Annotated in this window: 18 protein-coding genes; 7 read left to right on the top strand and 11 right to left on the bottom strand. The window is 68.9% G+C overall.

Annotated elements, in window-relative coordinates; genetic code table 11:
* Positions 1–22: 22 nt before the first annotated feature.
* Both ACFU5V_RS05015 and ACFU5V_RS05010 read right to left on the bottom strand, forming a co-directional pair.
* On the bottom strand, positions 23–670 hold the full coding sequence (locus ACFU5V_RS05015; protein WP_378697593.1) for a TrmH family RNA methyltransferase: 648 nt from the start codon (positions 668–670) through the stop codon (positions 23–25).
* Between the two features lie 49 nt (positions 671–719).
* The gene (locus ACFU5V_RS05010; RefSeq protein ID WP_378697338.1) at positions 720–1,319 is read right to left on the bottom strand and encodes a hypothetical protein; all 600 of its coding nucleotides are present in this window, start codon (positions 1,317–1,319) and stop codon (positions 720–722) included.
* A 114-nt stretch (positions 1,320–1,433) separates the two neighbouring features.
* Here ACFU5V_RS05010 and ACFU5V_RS05005 point away from each other — a divergent pair, with 114 nt between their 5' ends.
* Positions 1,434–1,880, top strand: coding sequence for a hypothetical protein (locus tag ACFU5V_RS05005; RefSeq protein ID WP_072937374.1), 447 nt, complete (start codon positions 1,434–1,436; stop codon positions 1,878–1,880).
* Here ACFU5V_RS05005 and ACFU5V_RS05000 read toward each other — a convergent pair.
* On the bottom strand, positions 1,864–2,592 hold the full coding sequence (locus ACFU5V_RS05000) for a lysoplasmalogenase family protein (protein ID WP_378697336.1): 729 nt from the start codon (positions 2,590–2,592) through the stop codon (positions 1,864–1,866). The two genes, ACFU5V_RS05005 and ACFU5V_RS05000, sit on opposite strands and share 17 nt — an antisense overlap.
* Before the next feature lie 102 nt (positions 2,593–2,694).
* Between ACFU5V_RS05000 and ACFU5V_RS04995 the strand changes: the two genes are divergently transcribed.
* Positions 2,695–3,336 (top strand): ScbR family autoregulator-binding transcription factor, encoded by a 642-nt coding sequence (locus ACFU5V_RS04995; protein WP_378430116.1) that lies wholly within the window; start codon positions 2,695–2,697, stop codon positions 3,334–3,336.
* Position 3,337: 1 nt separating this feature from the next.
* Here the strand turns inward: ACFU5V_RS04995 and ACFU5V_RS04990 are convergent, their stop codons facing one another.
* Positions 3,338–3,634: a hypothetical protein gene (locus tag ACFU5V_RS04990; RefSeq protein WP_378697333.1), complete on the bottom strand. Its 297-nt coding sequence runs from the start codon at positions 3,632–3,634 to the stop codon at positions 3,338–3,340.
* Positions 3,635–3,878: 244 nt separating this feature from the next.
* On the opposite strand from ACFU5V_RS04990, the gene ACFU5V_RS04985 reads away from it, so the two are divergent.
* Positions 3,879–5,147: a benzoate/H(+) symporter BenE family transporter gene (locus ACFU5V_RS04985; protein ID WP_378697332.1), complete on the top strand. Its 1,269-nt coding sequence runs from the start codon at positions 3,879–3,881 to the stop codon at positions 5,145–5,147.
* Positions 5,148–5,151: 4 nt separating this feature from the next.
* Here the strand turns inward: ACFU5V_RS04985 and ACFU5V_RS04980 are convergent, their stop codons facing one another.
* Entirely contained in the window at positions 5,152–5,649 is a 498-nt protein-coding gene (locus ACFU5V_RS04980; RefSeq protein WP_378697330.1) for a DUF1992 domain-containing protein, read from the bottom strand.
* Positions 5,650–5,771: 122 nt separating this feature from the next.
* Between ACFU5V_RS04980 and ACFU5V_RS04975 the strand changes: the two genes are divergently transcribed.
* From ACFU5V_RS04975 to ACFU5V_RS04960, 4 genes are all read left to right on the top strand, one after another.
* Complete coding sequence (locus tag ACFU5V_RS04975; RefSeq protein ID WP_378697328.1) at positions 5,772–7,319, top strand: flavin-containing monooxygenase; 1,548 nt, start codon at positions 5,772–5,774, stop codon at positions 7,317–7,319.
* Positions 7,316–7,771, top strand: coding sequence for an SRPBCC family protein (locus ACFU5V_RS04970; RefSeq protein WP_378430121.1), 456 nt, complete (start codon positions 7,316–7,318; stop codon positions 7,769–7,771). The genes ACFU5V_RS04975 and ACFU5V_RS04970 overlap by 4 nt, the downstream gene beginning before the upstream one ends.
* 95 nt (positions 7,772–7,866) lie before the next feature.
* Positions 7,867–8,307 carry a MarR family winged helix-turn-helix transcriptional regulator gene (locus tag ACFU5V_RS04965; RefSeq protein ID WP_378697326.1) on the top strand — a complete coding sequence of 147 codons (441 nt, stop codon included), beginning with the start codon at positions 7,867–7,869 and terminating at the stop codon, positions 8,305–8,307.
* A 32-nt stretch (positions 8,308–8,339) separates the two neighbouring features.
* On the top strand, positions 8,340–9,602 hold the full coding sequence (locus ACFU5V_RS04960; protein WP_378697324.1) for an MFS transporter: 1,263 nt from the start codon (positions 8,340–8,342) through the stop codon (positions 9,600–9,602).
* Positions 9,603–9,654: 52 nt separating this feature from the next.
* On the opposite strand, the gene pyrE is transcribed toward ACFU5V_RS04960, so the two are convergent.
* The 6 genes from pyrE to ACFU5V_RS04930 form a co-directional block, all read right to left on the bottom strand.
* Entirely contained in the window at positions 9,655–10,185 is a 531-nt protein-coding gene (gene pyrE / locus ACFU5V_RS04955) for an orotate phosphoribosyltransferase (protein ID WP_072937384.1), read from the bottom strand.
* 20 nt (positions 10,186–10,205) lie between these two features.
* Positions 10,206–11,000 carry an SDR family NAD(P)-dependent oxidoreductase gene (locus ACFU5V_RS04950; protein WP_378697322.1) on the bottom strand — a complete coding sequence of 265 codons (795 nt, stop codon included), beginning with the start codon at positions 10,998–11,000 and terminating at the stop codon, positions 10,206–10,208.
* A 70-nt stretch (positions 11,001–11,070) separates the two neighbouring features.
* Entirely contained in the window at positions 11,071–11,976 is a 906-nt protein-coding gene (locus tag ACFU5V_RS04945) for a hypothetical protein (protein ID WP_378697320.1), read from the bottom strand.
* Positions 11,977–12,097: 121 nt separating this feature from the next.
* Positions 12,098–13,063, bottom strand: a complete 966-nt coding sequence (locus ACFU5V_RS04940) for a hypothetical protein (RefSeq protein WP_378697318.1) — start codon at positions 13,061–13,063, stop codon at positions 12,098–12,100.
* Positions 13,064–13,207: 144 nt separating this feature from the next.
* Positions 13,208–15,760, bottom strand: coding sequence for an ATP-dependent chaperone ClpB (clpB, locus tag ACFU5V_RS04935; RefSeq protein ID WP_378430126.1), 2,553 nt, complete (start codon positions 15,758–15,760; stop codon positions 13,208–13,210).
* A 168-nt stretch (positions 15,761–15,928) separates the two neighbouring features.
* Positions 15,929–16,966 carry an alpha/beta hydrolase gene (locus ACFU5V_RS04930; RefSeq protein ID WP_378697316.1) on the bottom strand — a complete coding sequence of 346 codons (1,038 nt, stop codon included), beginning with the start codon at positions 16,964–16,966 and terminating at the stop codon, positions 15,929–15,931.
* Between the last annotated feature and the right edge of the window lie 162 nt (positions 16,967–17,128).

The following is a 17,128-nucleotide window of genomic DNA, read 5'->3' as shown; positions in this document are numbered from 1 at the left end:
TGCCTATTCGCCAGGGGTTCCGCTACCACGCACGACCGAGGTCGGCGTGCTGGCGCACCCACGCATGCATGGCGATTCCTGCGGCGACACCCGCGTTGATGCTGCGGGTGGAACCGAACTGCGCGATCGACACCGTCATCGCCGCAACCTCTTTCGCCTGGTCGGTGACTCCCGGCCCCTCCTGGCCGAACAGGAGCACGCAGTCGCGGGGCAGGCTCGCCGTCTCGAGCGGCACCGACCCGGGTGTGTTGTCGACGGCCACGATGGTGAGACCTCTCTCACGCGCGAAGTCGACGAGACCGTCGACGTCCGCGTGGTGGAGGACGTGCTGGTACCGGTCGGTGACCATCGCGCCGCGCCGGTTCCAGCGTCGACGTCCCACGATGTGGACCGCCGCGGCGGCGAACGCGTTGGCGGTGCGCACCACCGTCCCGATGTTCGCGTCGTGCCCGAAGTTCTCGATGGCCACGTGGAGCGGGTGGCGACGGTTGTCGATGTCTGCGACGATCGCCTCCCGCGTCCAGTACCGGTAGGCGTCGACCACGTTGCGGCGATCGCCCCCGGCCAGCAGTTCGGGGTCGTACCGCGGGTCGGTGGGGGCCGGTGAGTCGTGCTCCTCGGTCCATGGGCCGACACCGTTCGGGTTCTCCCCCCATTCGGTGGGACCCATCTCGGCGACCTCGACCTCCACCGGGCCCGTCTCGACTCCGCTCACGACGTCAGAACGTCTTGTTCGAATCGGGGGCGACGGTGAATCCGTGCGACGTCTCGTCGTTGGTGCACGTGACGGCCGTGGCGGTGGTGCCGCAGGTGTACCCGAGCTTGGTCAGTTTCGACCCGGCCGGCAGCGCCGCGTCCGGTTCGTCGCCGCCCGAGGTGTAGACGAGGCCGCCCGCGCACATGAACGACGCCTCGCCGTCGTTCTCGACGCGGATGCCGTGACCCCAGTCGACCATGCAGTCGTCCGGGCGCGGCGGCACCGGGCTCGTCGACCCCTGGCAGCCGGCCTCGGTGCGGTTCGGCAGCTTGATGATGCCGCATTGGAACCCGCCATCCGGGGACGTGAAGAAGTACGACTCGTTGTGCTCGTACGGGACGTCGACGAGCGTCGTGGTCGGCGCTTCCGTCGTCGTCGGCGGCGGCGCGACGGTCGTGGTGGTAATGGTCGGCGGAACCGTCGTCGTGGTGGTGGTCACAGGGGCCGCGGCCGTCGTCGTGGACGTCGGCGGAGCCACCGCGTCCGAGGACCCACCACACCCTGCGAGCATCATGGCCGAGCCAATGCTCAGACACACCAACGACACCCGACGCCACGCCATACGGCCACCTCCACACATACTTACCTGCTGCCGACACTGCACTCTAACGGCAGTGCGGCGGCGGGGCCGCTTCGGCGAGGCCGGGACGGGTTAATCTGGAGGTGGAGGCATTCGATGAATCATCAGCGCATCGTGCGGACGGTCTGCTTCGTCACGGTCGGCTACGTCATCGTCCTCGCCGTCTGGCTGGGATGGTTGATCCAGCACACCCCGCCGGCCACGATCCCGTACCAGATCATGGGATTGGTCGCGGCCTTCGGCTCGGCGCTGGGCTTCGGGATGATGGCGGCCGGGCGGCCCAGTCGCGCCGACCGGAAACTCGAGCGGCACGGACTCGAGGGCTGGGCCCGCATCGAGCACGTCACCCCGCTTCGCCGCACCCCGGACGACGGAGAGCTCACCGAACTGGACCTCCGGCTGACCGTGCCGGGATCGGAGAGTTACGCCGGACGGGTCGTCTACGAGGTGCGTCGGGAGAACGCGACACGATTCGTGCCCGGCGAGACGATCACCATCCTGGTGGACCCGGAGGACCGGGACCACATCATGCTCTGCCCGTGATCCGGCGACGCCCGAGCGCGAGCATCCCCTCGACGAGCAGCAGCTGGGCCGCCGCGTAACTGGCGAGGATCAGCCCCTCGGCCGCGGCTCTCCCCCGGTCTCCCCGGATGAGCAAGCGCCGCACCACGATCAGCCCGTCGGAGGCGGTGAACAGCATCCCGCCCACGCCGAGCCAGCTGCGCCGGTCGGTTCCCGGCACGGCCACGTTCGCGAGCACGTCGGCGCCGGGCGCGAGGGACGGGTCGGCCGACAGCGTCGACGTGGCGCCGAGCAGCGCACCGTACGCGGTCAACGGGGTTGCGACCTCTTTCGCCCGCCCGCGGAGCAGGGCCGCCGCGCCCGCCCACCCCGCGAGCCGGGGCAGCAAGGCGGGCACGGCGGGCCGGGCGCCCCGGCGCAGCAACAGCGTCGAATAGCCGACCTGCATGACGGCGAACGAGGACGCGCCGCGCACGAGACGGGCGTCGTCGTCGGGGTCGATCATGAAGACGTCGCCCACGGTCGCGGCGGTGAGACCGGCGAGGAGAAGCGCGACGTCGGCGGGGTCGGCGTCTGCTCGCCGCCGCAGCACCCGGGCGGCGAGCGCGGGCGCGATCAATGGTTTCGCCGCGCGCTGCAACCGTTCCCGCCCGGAGACGGCTCCGACCACGGTGGCCAGCGTCGCACCGGCGAATACCGCGTGCTCGACACCCCAGTTGTTCTTCGACTTCACGTCTTCCTCCCACGCTTTCGGATGTGCCGAGGCTACCGGTCCGAACAGTGGTTGACTGGAGAGTGGATGCGACGGAGAATCCGCGATTGTGAGGCACAGGTGATGGCAAAGCAGGCGCGCGCGGCGGCCACCCGCCATCAAGTATTAGAGGGTGCGGCACTGAGCTTCGAGAAGCTCGGGTACGGCGGCGCGAGTCTGAGCGGAATCCTCTCCTACGCCGACGTGACGAAGGGCGCCTTGTACTTTCACTTCGAGTCCAAGGAGGCGCTGGCCTGGGCGGTGATCAAGGAACAGCACGCGATGGCGATGCTGGCGGCGCAGCGCGTGCTCGCGACCGCGCAATCACCGATGGAGGCGATCCTGTTGTGCGCCAAGGAGATGGCGCGCCAGCTGCTGACCGAGCCGATCGTGCGGGCGGGTGTGCGGCTCACCCTGGAACTCGGGACCTCCCGCGGCCCGGCCACCGATCCCTACATCGACTGGACCGACACCCTCGTCGCACTCGCGGGCAAGGCACGGGAGGCGGGCGAACTGCGCGCGACGGTCGATCCCGCGGCGCTCGCCCGTTTCCTGGTCAGTTCGTTCACGGGTATGCAATTGGTGTCCGAGGCACTGACCGGGCGTGCCGACCTGTACGAGCGACTGGCCGACATGTGGGAGCTGCTGCTGCCCTCGATCGCGTCGCCGGACATGCTGCCGCGCCTGCTCGAACTCGCGGCACTGCGCGACGACGTCGCGTCCTGACTCAGACGCCGGTGTGGGCAGGTTCCTCGGGACCGTCCGGCGCCGGGTGTGGCAGGTCGAGCGGGTGCAACTGCGTCGGCGCCGGCTGGACGACGGCGATGCGCGCACCGTCCGGTATGGCGTCGACGGAGCAGATCGTTCCGAAGACACCGAGTCCGCCGAACAACGCCAGCAGGCCGTAGGCCAGGAACGTCGACGTCCGCTCGACTGCTGATCGTGGTTCGCCCTCCAGTGCCATCGTGGTGCGCCGCACGTACACGGCCCTTCGCTCTCGGGGATTTCGGCTGAGTTCCACCATGTGGTCCTTCTTCGCATGATCGGTCGGTGCGGATGGTGTCGGGTCGACGTCTACGAGTCTGTCGCGGCGGCGGCCGGGTGTCGCTGCCCCCAGGGATGGAATGCACTCCACCCAGGGTTCGGCGGCCCGGCCCGGAACCCCGGTACGCGTGCGGTTATGATCCGGACCACACTAGATGTACGCATAGCGGTGATTTTGTCCGCTTTGCGTACATAATGGGCATCGTACCGAGCAGGAAGGCCTCATGACGACCACCGAGGAACCGGCCCGCGGCGAAGACACACAGACGCGTCCCCCTCGCTTCGAACGACCGCCGTGGCCGCCCGCCGGCCCCCGCCGCCTGCTCCGCGACCTCGGCGGCACCTACGCCGCCAACGGGCTGATCGGGCTGATCTTCTCCGCGACCGGTCCCGTGGCCGTGATCCTGGCCGCCGGTTCCGCGGGCGGACTGTCGCCCGGGCAGATGGCGTCGTGGATCTTCGGCGTCTTCTTCCTCAACGGCATCCTCACCGTCCTCGCCAGCTGGCTGTACCGTCAGCCGCTGGCGTTCTTCTGGACGATCCCCGGCACGATCATCGTCGGCGGCTCACTCACCCACCTGTCGTGGCCGGAGGTGCTCGGAGCGTTCCTCGTGACCGGGCTCCTGATCCTCGCCCTCGGCCTGACCGGTCGGGTGCGCCAGGTCATGGCGATGCTCCCGATGCCGATCGTCATGGCGATGGTCGCCGGCGTCTTCCTGAAATTCGGGACCGACCTCGTTCACGCCGTGGGAACCGATGCGGCCGTGGCCGTTCCGATGGTTTTCGCCTTCGTCCTCCTCGCGTCCCGCGCCGCGCTCGGCCGGTGGATACCCCCGATCCTCGGCGCGCTGCTCGTCGGGGCGGCCGCGGTCGCGGTCACGGGCCGCTTCCACCCCACCGGCACGGGCACACCGTGGATCGCGGCGCCGATGTTCCAGACCCCGCAGTTCACCTGGCAGGCGATCGCCGAACTGGTCGTCCCGCTGGCGATCACGGTCATCGTCGTGCAGAACGGTCAGGGCGCGGCCGTGCTGACGTCCGCAGGCCACCAGCCGCCCATGAATGTCGGTACCGTCCTGTGCGGGGTCTGGTCGCTCGCCACCTCCGCCGTCGGCGCCGTGTCGACGTGCCTGACAGGTCCGACCAACGCCCTGCTGGTGGCGTCGGGGCAGCGCGCCCGGCAGTACACGGCGGCCGTCGTCTGCGGACTGCTCGCCGTGGTCGTCGGCCTGTTCGCCCCGCTGTTCGTTCAGCTGATGCTGGCCACCCCGGCCGCGTTCGTCGCGACGCTCGGCGGTCTGGCGATGCTGCGGGCACTGCAGGGATCGTTCGTCGCCGCGTTCTCCTCCCGGTACACGCTCGGCGCGCTGGTGACGTTTCTCGTGACCGTCTCGAACGTGCAGTTCCTCAACATCGGCGCGGCCTTCTGGGGACTGATCGCCGGACTGCTCGTGTCCCGGGTGATGGAACCGGGCGATTTCCGGACGGGATGACCGGTCACCGTTCCCGCCGCCACCACCTCTTTCCGGCCGGGGGCGGGTCCGGTTGCGGTTCCCGGGGCTGTGCCACCGGTGGCTTCCGCACATACTGCTTCTGCCGCCGCCACGTCGCGACGACCTCGTCCGCGTCGACCGGGCTCACCGGGATCCGGGGGCCGGACGGCGCCCGCAACCACGCGACGATCTGCAGGTTGAGTTGCGCCACCACATCCCGCACCGCCTGCTCGGACGGCATTCCCCGGATCGTGTCGGGCAGCCGCTCGATCTCCTTGCGCAGCTGCAGCGGCGTGGGGAGCAACGCGTCGGTGGGCAGATTCTCGCGGCGCAGGTAGTTCTTCACCCACCACAGTTCGTCGTCGACGTCGCCCGCCGGTATCGGATTGCCCGCGCCGGGGAGATCGTCGAAGTCGCCGCGCTCCTGAGCGAGCCGGATCTGCTTGTCGATCCAGCTCTCGAAGCTCACCCCGGGAGGTTTGCGCTCGGTCACGCACGCCATTGTTCCAGGACCCGGTTGCCGGTCGCACTTGCCAAGCCGCCCCGCTCGTTTTACTGTGACACCACGTCTCAGTTAAATGGACTGACGGCGCAGGTTCCGTATCCGGCCCCAGGGAAGCGACCATGACAGCGACCACCTCCGAGCACGCCGCAGCGCACGAGAGCAGCGGAGACGAGCGGCACGTGCGCGTCGTCGTGGTCGGGGCCGGTCTGTCCGGGATCGCCGCCGCCGTCAAACTCGAACGCGCGGGCATCATCGACTTCGTCGTCCTCGAGAAGTCCGACCGCGTCGGCGGCGTGTGGCGCGAGAACACGTACCCCGGGTGCGGTGTCGACATCCCCGCACCGGTGTATTCGTTCTCGTTCAACCCCAACCCGGGATGGCGCAGCAACTTCGCACTCCAGCCGGAACTGCTGTCCTACATCGAGGACACCGTCGCCACGTTCGGCGTGCAGTCCAGAATCTCGATGCGGACCGAACTCCACGAGGCCGTGTGGTCCGACGAGCGCCGACGCTGGATCCTCGACACCAGCCGGGGCACGATCGTCGCGCAGCACGTGATCTTCGCGGCGGGCCCCATCACCGAACCCAGCACTCCCGCGGTACCGGGCATCGACGGTTTCGGCGGCGACATCTTCCACTCGGCCCGCTGGAACCACGACGTCGACCTCACCGGAAAGAAGGTCGCGGTCGTGGGCACGGGCGCGTCCGCGGTGCAGTTCATCCCCGAGATCCAGCCGGACGTCGAGGCGCTGTACGTGTTCCAGCGCACCCCGGCCTGGGTGGTGCCCCGCCTGGACTTCCCGTTCCCCCGGCTCGCGCAGTCGCTGTTCTCGCGGGTCCCGGCGGTGCAGCGCGGGCTGCGGCAGATCCTCGACCTCGTCCTGCGGACGCTCACCTGGGTGATGCGCCGCGAACGCACCGCCCGGCTCCTCAACCCCCTCGGCACCCGCTGGCTCGCCCGGCAGGTGCCGGACCCGGCGCTCCGCGCGGCACTGACCCCGAACTTCACACTCGGATGCAAGCGACTCCTGCTGTCCAACACGTATCTCCCGGCGCTGACGAAGAGCAACGTCGAGTTGATCCCGCACGCCCTCACCGAGGTGGACGGACGCGTCGTCGTCGGAGCCGACGGCACCCGCCGCGAGGTCGACGTCATCATCTTCGGCACCGGTTTCGACGTGAGCCATCCGCCGATCGCGAGCCGGATCCGCGGACGCGACGGGACACTGCTGTCGGAGAAGTGGTCGAAGAGCCCCGAGGCGTATCTGGCCACCACGACGCCCGGCGCACCGAACGCGTACATCATGCTCGGCCCGAACATCTTGGTGTACAACTCGTTTCTCGGCCTGGCCGAAACCCAGCTCGACTACGTGATCGACGGGATCACCAAGGCGGAGCGGCAGGGCATCGAAGTCCTCGAGGTGCGCGATCAGCCGTTCCGCCGGTTCAACGACAAGGTACAGAAGGGCCTGGAGCGGACCGTGTTCAACAACGGCGGGTGCAGCAGCTACTACCTCGACGCCGACGGCAGGAACTTCGCCGCGTGGCCGTGGTCCACCGGTTCCCTGCGCCGCCGCCTCGCCCGTTTCGACCTCGAGAACTACGCCGTCCGGCCGTACCGGACACAGCCGACCCCCTCCCCTCACCCGTCAGGAAAGTCACGATGATCGAGATCCATCACACTGCTGTCGCCGGCGCACCGGTCGCGGGCGCGTTCGACTACGTCGACGACTATCGCCACGTCCCGTCCTGGATGTTCGGTATCACGAAGTTCGACCCGATCGGCGAACAGGATCGGGGGCTCGGCGCCGTCTACGACGCCGCGATGAAGATCGGCCCCAAGACCCTCGGTTCCGTCGTGAAGGTCACCGGGTGGGAACGCAATTCGCTGATCGAGCTCGAATCGATCGACGGCCTGTACACGCACTCGCGGTGGCAGTTCGACGCGGTCGGCGACACCGAGACCCGCCTGACGGTCGATTTCCGCTACGAGCTGCCCGGCGGGCTCGCGGGCAAGGCGCTCGGCAAGGTCATCGAACCCTTCGTCGCGCAGGCGATCCGCCACACCGATGCCACGCTGCGGCGTCAGGTGGAGGAAGTCGCGCGCCGGTCGGCCTGACCCCCGGTCGACGCGCCGGCCGTTCACCGTCGTGTGACGAGTGGAACAGCGGGCGCTCGTATACATAGTTAGTTAGCCTATGTAATATAATGTGCATGGACGACGACACACGGCTGCACGGCCTGCTCGTCGACCTGGTCACGAATTCTCACCGATTCACCAGGCTCGCGAGCTCCTTCGGATCCGAGGACCATCCCCGGCCGTGGACCCGTGCCCTCGCCCTGCTCGACGACCACGGCGAACTCCGCATCAGCGAATTCGCCCGCATCGACCGCTGCTCGCAACCGTCCGCGACCGCCCTGCTACAGAAGCTCGGCGATCGCGGATACGTGGCCCGCCGGCCCGATCCGGACGACGCCCGGGCAGTCCGGGTGTCCATCACCGCCCCGGGACGTGACTGGCTGACCGTGGCCCGCAACGAGATCGCGGGCGCCCTCGCCCCGCACTTCGCGGACCTCGAACCCGAGCAGCTCGAGCGACTGACGCAGGGCCTGTCGGAACTGCGTTCCATCGTCACGGCATCGGCCCGCGCCTGACCACCCATCCACCCCGCAACACATCGAAGGAGGTGGCCGTGAGCACCACGACCGCAACCGTCACGAACAGCAGCGAGGCGCCACCCAGCCTCCTCCACCAGCCGAAGTCGGTGTGGGCCGTCGCCTTCGCCAGCGTCATCGCGTTCATGGGCATCGGGCTCGTCGACCCCATCCTGAAGCCGATCGGCGAACAGCTGGACGCCACCCCGTCCCAGGTGTCGCTGCTGTTCACCAGCTACATGCTGGTCACCGGTGTCGCGATGCTCATCACCGGTGTGGTGTCGAGCCGGATCGGCGCCAAGAAGACGCTCCTGACCGGTCTCGCCGTCATCGTCGTGTTCGCGGCGCTGGCCGGAAGCTCCGGCACCATCGCCCAGATCGTCGGCTTCCGCGCCGGCTGGGGACTCGGCAACGCCCTGTTCATCGCGACCGCACTCGCCGCCATCGTCGGCGCGGCCAGCGGCGGCGTCGCGCGGGCCATCATCCTCTACGAGGCCGCGCTGGGCATCGGCATCGCCGTCGGCCCGCTGGTCGGCGGTGTCCTCGGCAACATCAGCTGGCGCGCGCCGTTCTTCGGCGTCGCAGCCCTGATGGCCGTCGCGTTCATCCTGATCGTCGTGATGCTGCCGTCCGCCCCCAAGCCGGAGCACCGCACGTCGATCGCCGCGCCGTTCCTCGCGCTACGCCACCGCGGCCTGCTCACCGTCGCAATCACCGCGCTGCTCTACAACTACGGCTTCTTCACACTGCTCGCGTACACGCCGTTCCCGCTGGACATGGGCACGTACTCGATCGGATTCATCTTCTTCGGGTGGGGCCTCGCGCTGGCTGTCGCGTCGGTGTTCCTCGCGCCGCGCCTGCAGCGGCGCTTCGGCACGCTGCCGATGATGATGGTGGCCCTCGCGCTGTTCGCCCTCGACCTCGCCATGATGGCCGCTTTCACCGAGAACAAGACCGTGCTCATCGTCGGGGTCGTGCTCGCCGGGCTGTTCCTCGGTGTCAACAACACCCTCATCACCGAGACCGTGATGATCTCCGCCCCCGTCGAGCGGTCGACGGCGTCCGCGGCCTACAGCTTCGTCCGGTTCGTCGGCGGGGCCGCGGCACCGTGGGTCGCGGGCAAGCTCGGCGAAAGCAACATCCACCTGCCGTTCTGGGTCGGCGCGGTGTGCACCGCCGTCGCGATCCTCGTCCTCGCGACCGGCCGTAAGGTCCTCGCCCACGTCGACGAGCACGATCCCGAACCGCACAGCGTCGACGAGGCACTGGCCGTCACGGCCGGCGACGCCGACTGACTCCCCGACGTGAGTGGCGAAGTGTGCCCCGGCACGCTTCGCCACTCACCTGTCAGAGGTTCAGGTCGGGAAGACCTAGGAGCGAACGGTACTCGAGACCCTCGGCCGCGATCACCTCGCCGGCCCCGGTCGCCCGGTCGACGACGGTCGCGACACCCACGACGATCGCCCCCACGTCGCGCAGCGCCTTCACCGCGGTGAGCGGCGAGTTGCCCGTGGTGGTGGTGTCCTCGACGACGAGGACACGCTTGCCGACGACATCCGGCCCCTCGATCTGCCGCTGCATCCCGTGCGCCTTCGCGGCCTTACGCACCACGAACGAGTCGATCGGCCTGCCCGGCGCGTGCATCACGGCCATCGCCACCGGGTCGGCACCCATCGTCAGGCCGCCGACGGCGTCGAAATCCCAGTCCGCCACCAGTTCACGCAGCAACTTCCCGATCAGCGGCCCCGCCTCGTGATGCAGCGTGGCGCGGCGAAGGTCCACGTAATAGTCGGCTTCCTTGCCCGAAGACAACGTCACCTTGCCGTGCACAACAGCCAGCTCGCGCACCAACGCGGCCAGATCCTCGCGATCACTCATGACCGAAACCCTACCCACCTCTACGTGCGGGCACGCCCCCGGCCGAACACGTTGGTCAACCGCCGGACCAGACTCTTCGGGACGAGTCGACCGGCGGTCGTCAGCACCTTGTACTGGAAGCCGGGAATGCTCACGACCTTGCCGTCCTCGAGATCGGCCAGCGACGCCGCGACGACCTGGTCGACGCTCAGCCACATCGCATTCGGAATCGAACTCATCTCGATGCCCGCGCGCTCGTGGAATTCGGTGCGAATGAATCCCGGGCACAGCGCCTGGATCCGCACACCCGTGCCGCCCAGCCCGTTCGCCAAACCCTCGGAGAACGAGATCACGTACGCCTTGCTCGCCGAATACGTCGACCCCCGCCCGGACAGCAGTCCCGCGACGCTCGCCACGTTGATGACGGTGCCGTTCGCCGCCGCGATCATGCCGGGCAACGCCGCGCGGGTCAGCTGCATGACGGCGGTGACGTTCACGTCCAGCTGAGACTGCAACAGTTCCGGCGTCGCCGTCCAGAATTCGCCCGACGTGCCGAATCCGGCGTTGTTGACCAGTACTTCGACACCCTTCCCGAGGCGTTGCGCCACCTCCGCGCGCCCGGACGCCGTCGCCAGATCGGCCTGCAGGATCTCGGACTCGGTGTCGAACAGCGCCTTCATCTCGTCGGCGAGGGCGTGCAAGCGGGTGTCGTCCCGCGCGACGAGCACGAGGTCGTAACCGAGAGACGCGAACTTCCGCGCGAAACCGGCACCGAGCCCCGATGTCGGGCCGGTGACGAGGGCAACGGGTCGGGCTGAGCTGGGAGGCGTCGACATACCGGTGACGGTAGCAAGGCGCTGCGCGCCTGTGCGCGGTTAACGAGTCCGGGGACTCGTCACGCACTCACTACCGCGGCGCGCCCGGCGGGGGTGCAGGACGGTTCTGCGGTGCCGGACGTGGCGGTGCGGTCGGGCGCGCCTCCGGGGACGGGCGCCCCTGCGATGCAGGACGCCCCTGTTGCGCGGGACGTCCCTGCGCTGCAGGCCGCTTCTCCGGCGCCGGGCGTGCCTGCTGGGTGGGACGTTTCTCCGGTGCCGGACGTCCCTGCGGTGCGGGACGTTTCTCCGATGCGGGGCGCGCTTCGGCAGGGGCGCCGTCACGCAGTCGCGGCCTGCTCGGGTCATGATGGCCACGGTCGAGTCCGCTCGGCTCGGTGACCGGGGGCAGGACGTGCAGAATGCCGGACAGCCGGGCGACGGCCTCGATGGCAGAATCCCACTCCCGGCCGCTGCTGCCGATGGGCAGCGAACCGAGGGTCCACTCGCCCTCACTCCACAGCATGTTCACGTGCGGCGGCACCGACTCGGTGAACGCCACCATCCGCTGATCGCAGACCCTGCGGGCGATCTCGAGGTCGGTGGCGAACACGACGCGCGGTCCGATGGCGCCGAGGAGTTCGAGGTCCGAATCCTTCGGCGGCGGGGTCGACTTGAGGCGGAGGTCGATGTCGACGTCCGAACCCACCCGGCGGCGCACCGCGACGATGGTCGCGGTCTCCTCGAGGTCGAACAGGATGAACGACTCGCCGCGGCGTTCCCCCTTCACCACGTCGATGGCGCTGAGGTACTCCTGCTTGGCCAGCGCGGCCCGGTGGAACTGGGCGGGCAGCCGCTCTTCGACGTTGTCGTACGTGTAGCCCTGGGCCTTGGCCCAGATCTGCCGCACACGACCCGTCTGATCACGACGCGAGCGATCGAAATAGAGCAACGCGCACGCGCCTGCGAGTGCGATCAACGCCAGTAAGAACCACATTCCGGTCATCGTTGATCAGCCTAGCGAGTCGAGGGCGTAACGAGGGTAGGCGGTACCGGGACACCCCGTGTCGGTTTTGCCGGAACCGGCCCGACAGCCGTGTCCGCCGGCACGGGTGGGCTCAGTTGCCACCGAGCTTGGGCAGCTCGGTACTGATGATCGTCTCGGCCGTCATCGTGCCGTTCTCGACCTTCGTCCCCTGCACCATGACGGTGAATCCGGGTTTCAGATCGGCGACCGTGGTGCCGTCGAGTGCGATCACGTTGGTCTGCGCGTTGGTCTGGACCGTCAGCTTCGAACCACCGAGGGCGTCGAGGGTGAGCGTGGAACCGTCGTTGGTGCTGATCGTTCCGAAAGCGGCACCCGCGGCCCCGATGGCCTCGCCGATTCCGCCGGGAAGTTGATCGAGCGGCGACTCGGTGGTGGTCGACGGCGGCGCGGTCGTCTTCGGCGGCGCGGTGGTGGCCGGCGGACGGGACGTGGTGGGACCCGCCGCGGTGGTGCTCGAGGAGTTGTTCGGCGCCGTCGTGAAGAGGGCGACGCCGAAGCCGATGACCGCGATCAGCAGCAACGCCGCGGCGGCGGCCGCGATCCACGTGCCGATCCGGCGGGGCTTCTTCTCCTCGGTGGCCTCCGCGACCGGCGCCTGGTACTGCGATCCCGGGTACCCGGCGTTCGGATACTGCCCCGTCGGATACCCGCCCTGGTACTGCTGGGCCTCGTAGGGCGGATACGCCTGTGTGGCGTTCGGCGGCGGAGCCTGCTGGTCGAACCGCGGGTCGTAGGTCGGGTACGCCTGCGTCGGATTGGGCTGGTTCTGCCCGTACGCCGCGGTCGGGTCGGACGTGTAGAACTGCTCGGTCGGCCCGCCGGCGGACCCCAGGTACTCGGTGCGGTGGTCCTGGTCCGACGAGCCGAAGTGCTCGGTCGGCTGGTCCTGCCGCGACCACGCCTGCGTCGGGTCCTCGTCACGAGCCCGCGACGCGGAATCGTCATGCGCCCGCGACGCCGAATCGTCGGTCGTCCACGACTCCGTGCCGTCGTACGCGCGTTCCTGCGGGGTGCGCGGATCGTCGGGGTTCGTCATGATCGGCCCCTCCCTCGGGTTCGTGTGGCCGGTGTCCTGCGGTTACGGACGATCCAGGGTAACGGCGAAACTTAAGACTCCCCTGTGAAAACACAGGTGAGTGGCACGGCGTGCGGGAGCACACCGTGCCACTCACGTGGGGGATCAGCCGAGGACGAGCGCGTCCCCGGTCTCGGACACCTTCACGGGGACGGTGTCGCCGTCCTTGACGTCGCCGGCGAGCAGCAGCTTCGCGAGCTGGTCGCCGATCGCCTGCTGGATCAGCCGGCGCAGCGGCCTGGCCCCGTACAGGGGGTCGTAGCCGCGGACGGCGAGCCAGAAGCGGGCCGAGTCGGACACGTCCAGCGTCAGCCGCCGCGCCGCGAGCCGGCGGGACAGCTGGTCGAGCTGGATGTCGACGATCGATTCGAGCTGCTCCTCGGTGAGCGGTTCGAAGATCACGACGTCGTCGAGCCGGTTGATGAACTCCGGCTTGAACGCGTGCCGCACCGCATCCATCACCTGCTCCCGGGATCCGCCCGCACCGAGGTTGGACGTGAGGATCAGGATGGTGTTGCGGAAGTCGACCGTCCGCCCCTGACCGTCCGTCAGCCGGCCTTCGTCGAGGACGGCGAGCAGGATGTCGAAGACGTCGGGGTGCGCCTTCTCCACCTCGTCGAACAGCACCACCGTGTACGGACGCCGTCGCACGGCCTCGGTGAGCTGCCCGCCCGCCTCGTACCCGACGTAGCCGGGCGGCGCGCCGACGAGCCGGGCCACCGAATGCTTCTCGCTGTATTCGGACATGTCGATGCGGACCATGGCCCGTTCGTCGTCGAACAGGAAGTCCGCGAGCGACTTCGCGAGCTCCGTCTTACCGACGCCGGTGGGTCCGAGGAACAGGAACGAACCGGTGGGCCGGTTGGGGTCGGCGACGCCGGCGCGGGCGCGGCGGACGGCGTCCGACACGGCGACGACGGCCTCTTCCTGGCCGACGACCCGCTTGCCCAGTTCGGATTCCATCCGCAGCAGCTTGGCGGTCTCGCCTTCCATCATGCGGCCGGCGGGGATGCCGGTCCATGCCGCGACCACGTCGGCGACGTCGTCGGGACCGACTTCCTCCTTGAGCATGACGTCGCCGTCGGCGGCGGCGCCGGACTCGCGGGCGGCCTGCTCGAGTTCCTTCTCGAGCTGCGGGATCCGCCCGTAGCGCAGTTCCGCGGCCCGGCCGAGGTCGCCGTCGCGTTCGGCGCGCTCTTCCTCACCGCGCAGCGTCTCGAGTTGCACCTTGACTCCGCGCACGGAGTCGATGGCCTGCTTCTCGTTCTGCCAGCGGGTGGTCAGCTGATTGAGCTTCTCCCGTTCGTCGGCGAGTTCCTGACGCAGCTTCTCCAGCCGGTCCTTCGACGCCGCGTCGGATTCCTTCTGCAGCGCCATCTCCTCGATCTCGAGGCGGCGGACGATGCGTTCGACGGTGTCGATCTCCTCGGGTCGCGAGTCGATCTCCATCCGCAGCCGGGACGCGGCCTCGTCCACGAGGTCGATCGCCTTGTCCGGCAGGAACCGGGACGTGATGTAGCGGTCGCTGAGCGTGGCGGCCGCGACGAGCGCGGAGTCGGTGATGCGCACACCGTGGTGCACCTCGTACCGCTCCTTGAGCCCGCGCAGGATGCCGACGGTGTCCTCGACGGACGGTTCGCCCACCAGCACCTGCTGGAAACGGCGTTCGAGGGCGGCGTCCTTCTCGATGTACTTGCGGTACTCCTCGAGGGTGGTCGCGCCGACGAGCCGCAGCTCACCGCGGGCGAGCATCGGCTTGATCATGTTGCCGGCGTCCATCGCCGACTCACCGGTGGCACCCGCACCGACGATGGTGTGGAGTTCGTCGATGAACGTGATGACCTGACCGGCCGAGTTCTTGATGTCGTCGAGGACGGCCTTGAGCCGCTCCTCGAATTCGCCGCGGTACTTGGCTCCGGCGACCATCGATCCGAGGTCGAGGGAGATCACCGACTTGCCGCGCAGCGATTCGGGGACGTCGCCCTGCACGATGCGCTGGGCCAGCCCCTCGACGATGGCGGTCTTGCCGACGCCGGGTTCACCGATCAGCACCGGGTTGTTCTTGGTGCGGCGGCTGAGCACCTGCACGACGCGGCGGATCTCGTTGTCGCGGCCGATCACCGGGTCCAGCTTGCCGTTACGGGCGGCGGCCGTGAGGTCGGTGGAGTACTTCTCGAGCGCCTGGTACGTCGCCTCGGGATCCGGGCTGGTGACGCGCGCACTGCCGCGGACGGTGGTGAACGCGTCGCGCAGCGCCTCGGGGGTGGCGCCGTGCCTGCCCAGCAGCCCGGCCACGTCCGACTCACCCGATGCGAGTCCGACCATCAGGTGTTCCGTCGACACGTACTCGTCGTCGAGCTCGGTGGCGAGGCGCTGCGCTGCGGTGAGTGCGGCGAGGGCCTCGCGGCCGAGTTGCGGTGTGGTGGTGGCGCCCGTCGTCTTGGGCAGCCGGTCGACGAGATTCTGCGCTTCGCGGTGGATCGCGGCGGGGTCGACGCCGACGGCCTTGAGCAGCGGGGCGGCGATGCCGTCGGTCTGGTCGAGCAGGGCCACGAGCAGGTGCGCGGGCCTGATGTCGGGATTACCGGCCGACGACGCCGACTGGAGCGCAGCGGTCATCGCGGCCTGGGTCTTGGTGGTCGGATTGAACGAGTCCACTGGTCACCTCTTCTGGCGTTGTAGAGCGGTTCGCCGCCGGGGGCCGGGTGGCACGTGGCGACGCTGTCATCTTCTTAACGCGCGAAGAGTTGAGTCTGTTCCGCTCAACTTTGAATTTTTTCTGACCACCCCATCATCTCGCCCCGCGACGCTCCGCGGGTCGGGAAATCACGCCCCGATCGCGACAGCCATCATCGGCCAGGACGCGGACAGATCGTCACGCCAGTACCCCCACGAGTGCGTGCCCACCGGCCGGAGGTCGACGGTGGCGGGAATGTCGAGGGCCCGGAGTTTCTCCGCGAGCCGCATCGTGCAGTCGTTGGTGACGGCCTCGATCACACCGCCGACCACGACCTGCGTCGCGAGGGCGCGGCGGTCGCCGCCGACGGTCCGGGCGTCGAGGGTGTCGTACGGCCCCGGCAGTCCGCTGCCGTTGGAGATGTAGAGGGTGGTCCCCCGGAGTTTCTCGGCGTTGACGTACGGATCGTTCGCGGCCCACAGCGGATCGTTGGCAGCACCCCACATGTTCTCCGGGTTGCCGCCGAAGTCCGCGACCGTGATCTCGACGAATCGGCGGGCCACCGGGTCGCTCGTCATCGCGCACCCGCTGTACGCGCCGACGCTCTGGTACAGCCCGGGCTTGGAGATCGCGAGGTTGAGCACGCTGGTGGCCGACATGGACAGCCCGGCGATCGCGTTCCTGCCGGTCGTGTCGAGCGCCGAGTCGACGATGGGCGGCAGTTCCTTCGTCAGGAACGTCTGCCACTTGTTCCGCCCCAGTTCGGGATCGTCGCGCTGCCAGTCGGCGTAGTAACTGGACTGGCCACCGAACGGGATGACCACGTTGACGTCCTTGTCGGAGAAGAACTTCTCGACGTCCGCCTTCTGCTCCCAGCCGAACTGTTCCGAGTTCCCCTCGACGCCGCCGAGCATGTACACGGTGGGACGTTTCCCGGACGCGGCGCGGATGACCCGGACGGTGACGTCCTTGTCCATGGCCGTCGAGTGAACCGTGAAGTTCATCTGCGATTCGCCGACCGGGGTGACCTCGACCAACCGCGAACCGTCGGGCGCCTCGTCGGCCGTGATCGACTCGACCGTCGCCCGGGGTTCCGCGGAGGCGATCGTTCCGACGCTCGACGCCATCAGGGCGCCGACCGCCAGCACGACGGCGCCCACGCGTCGAACCGAGCCGGCGCTGCGCATCCCCTGGCGAAACCGACCCCGATTCCGCGCAACACCAACTCGCATGGAGCCCCCTCGGTAACCCGGTCCGATTATCGATGCACATCGTGCCCTGCCGGTGGTCACGGCTCAATAGCGACCCGCCGAAACGCCGGGGTCGGAGGCCGAACCGGCCGGCGCCGT

The organism is Rhodococcus sp. NPDC057529 (assembly GCF_042802055.1).
GTDB lineage: Bacteria > Actinomycetota > Actinomycetes > Mycobacteriales > Mycobacteriaceae > Rhodococcus_F.
The sequence above is the reverse complement of the archived record's forward strand: the minus strand, read 5'-3'. Positions and strand labels throughout refer to the sequence as shown.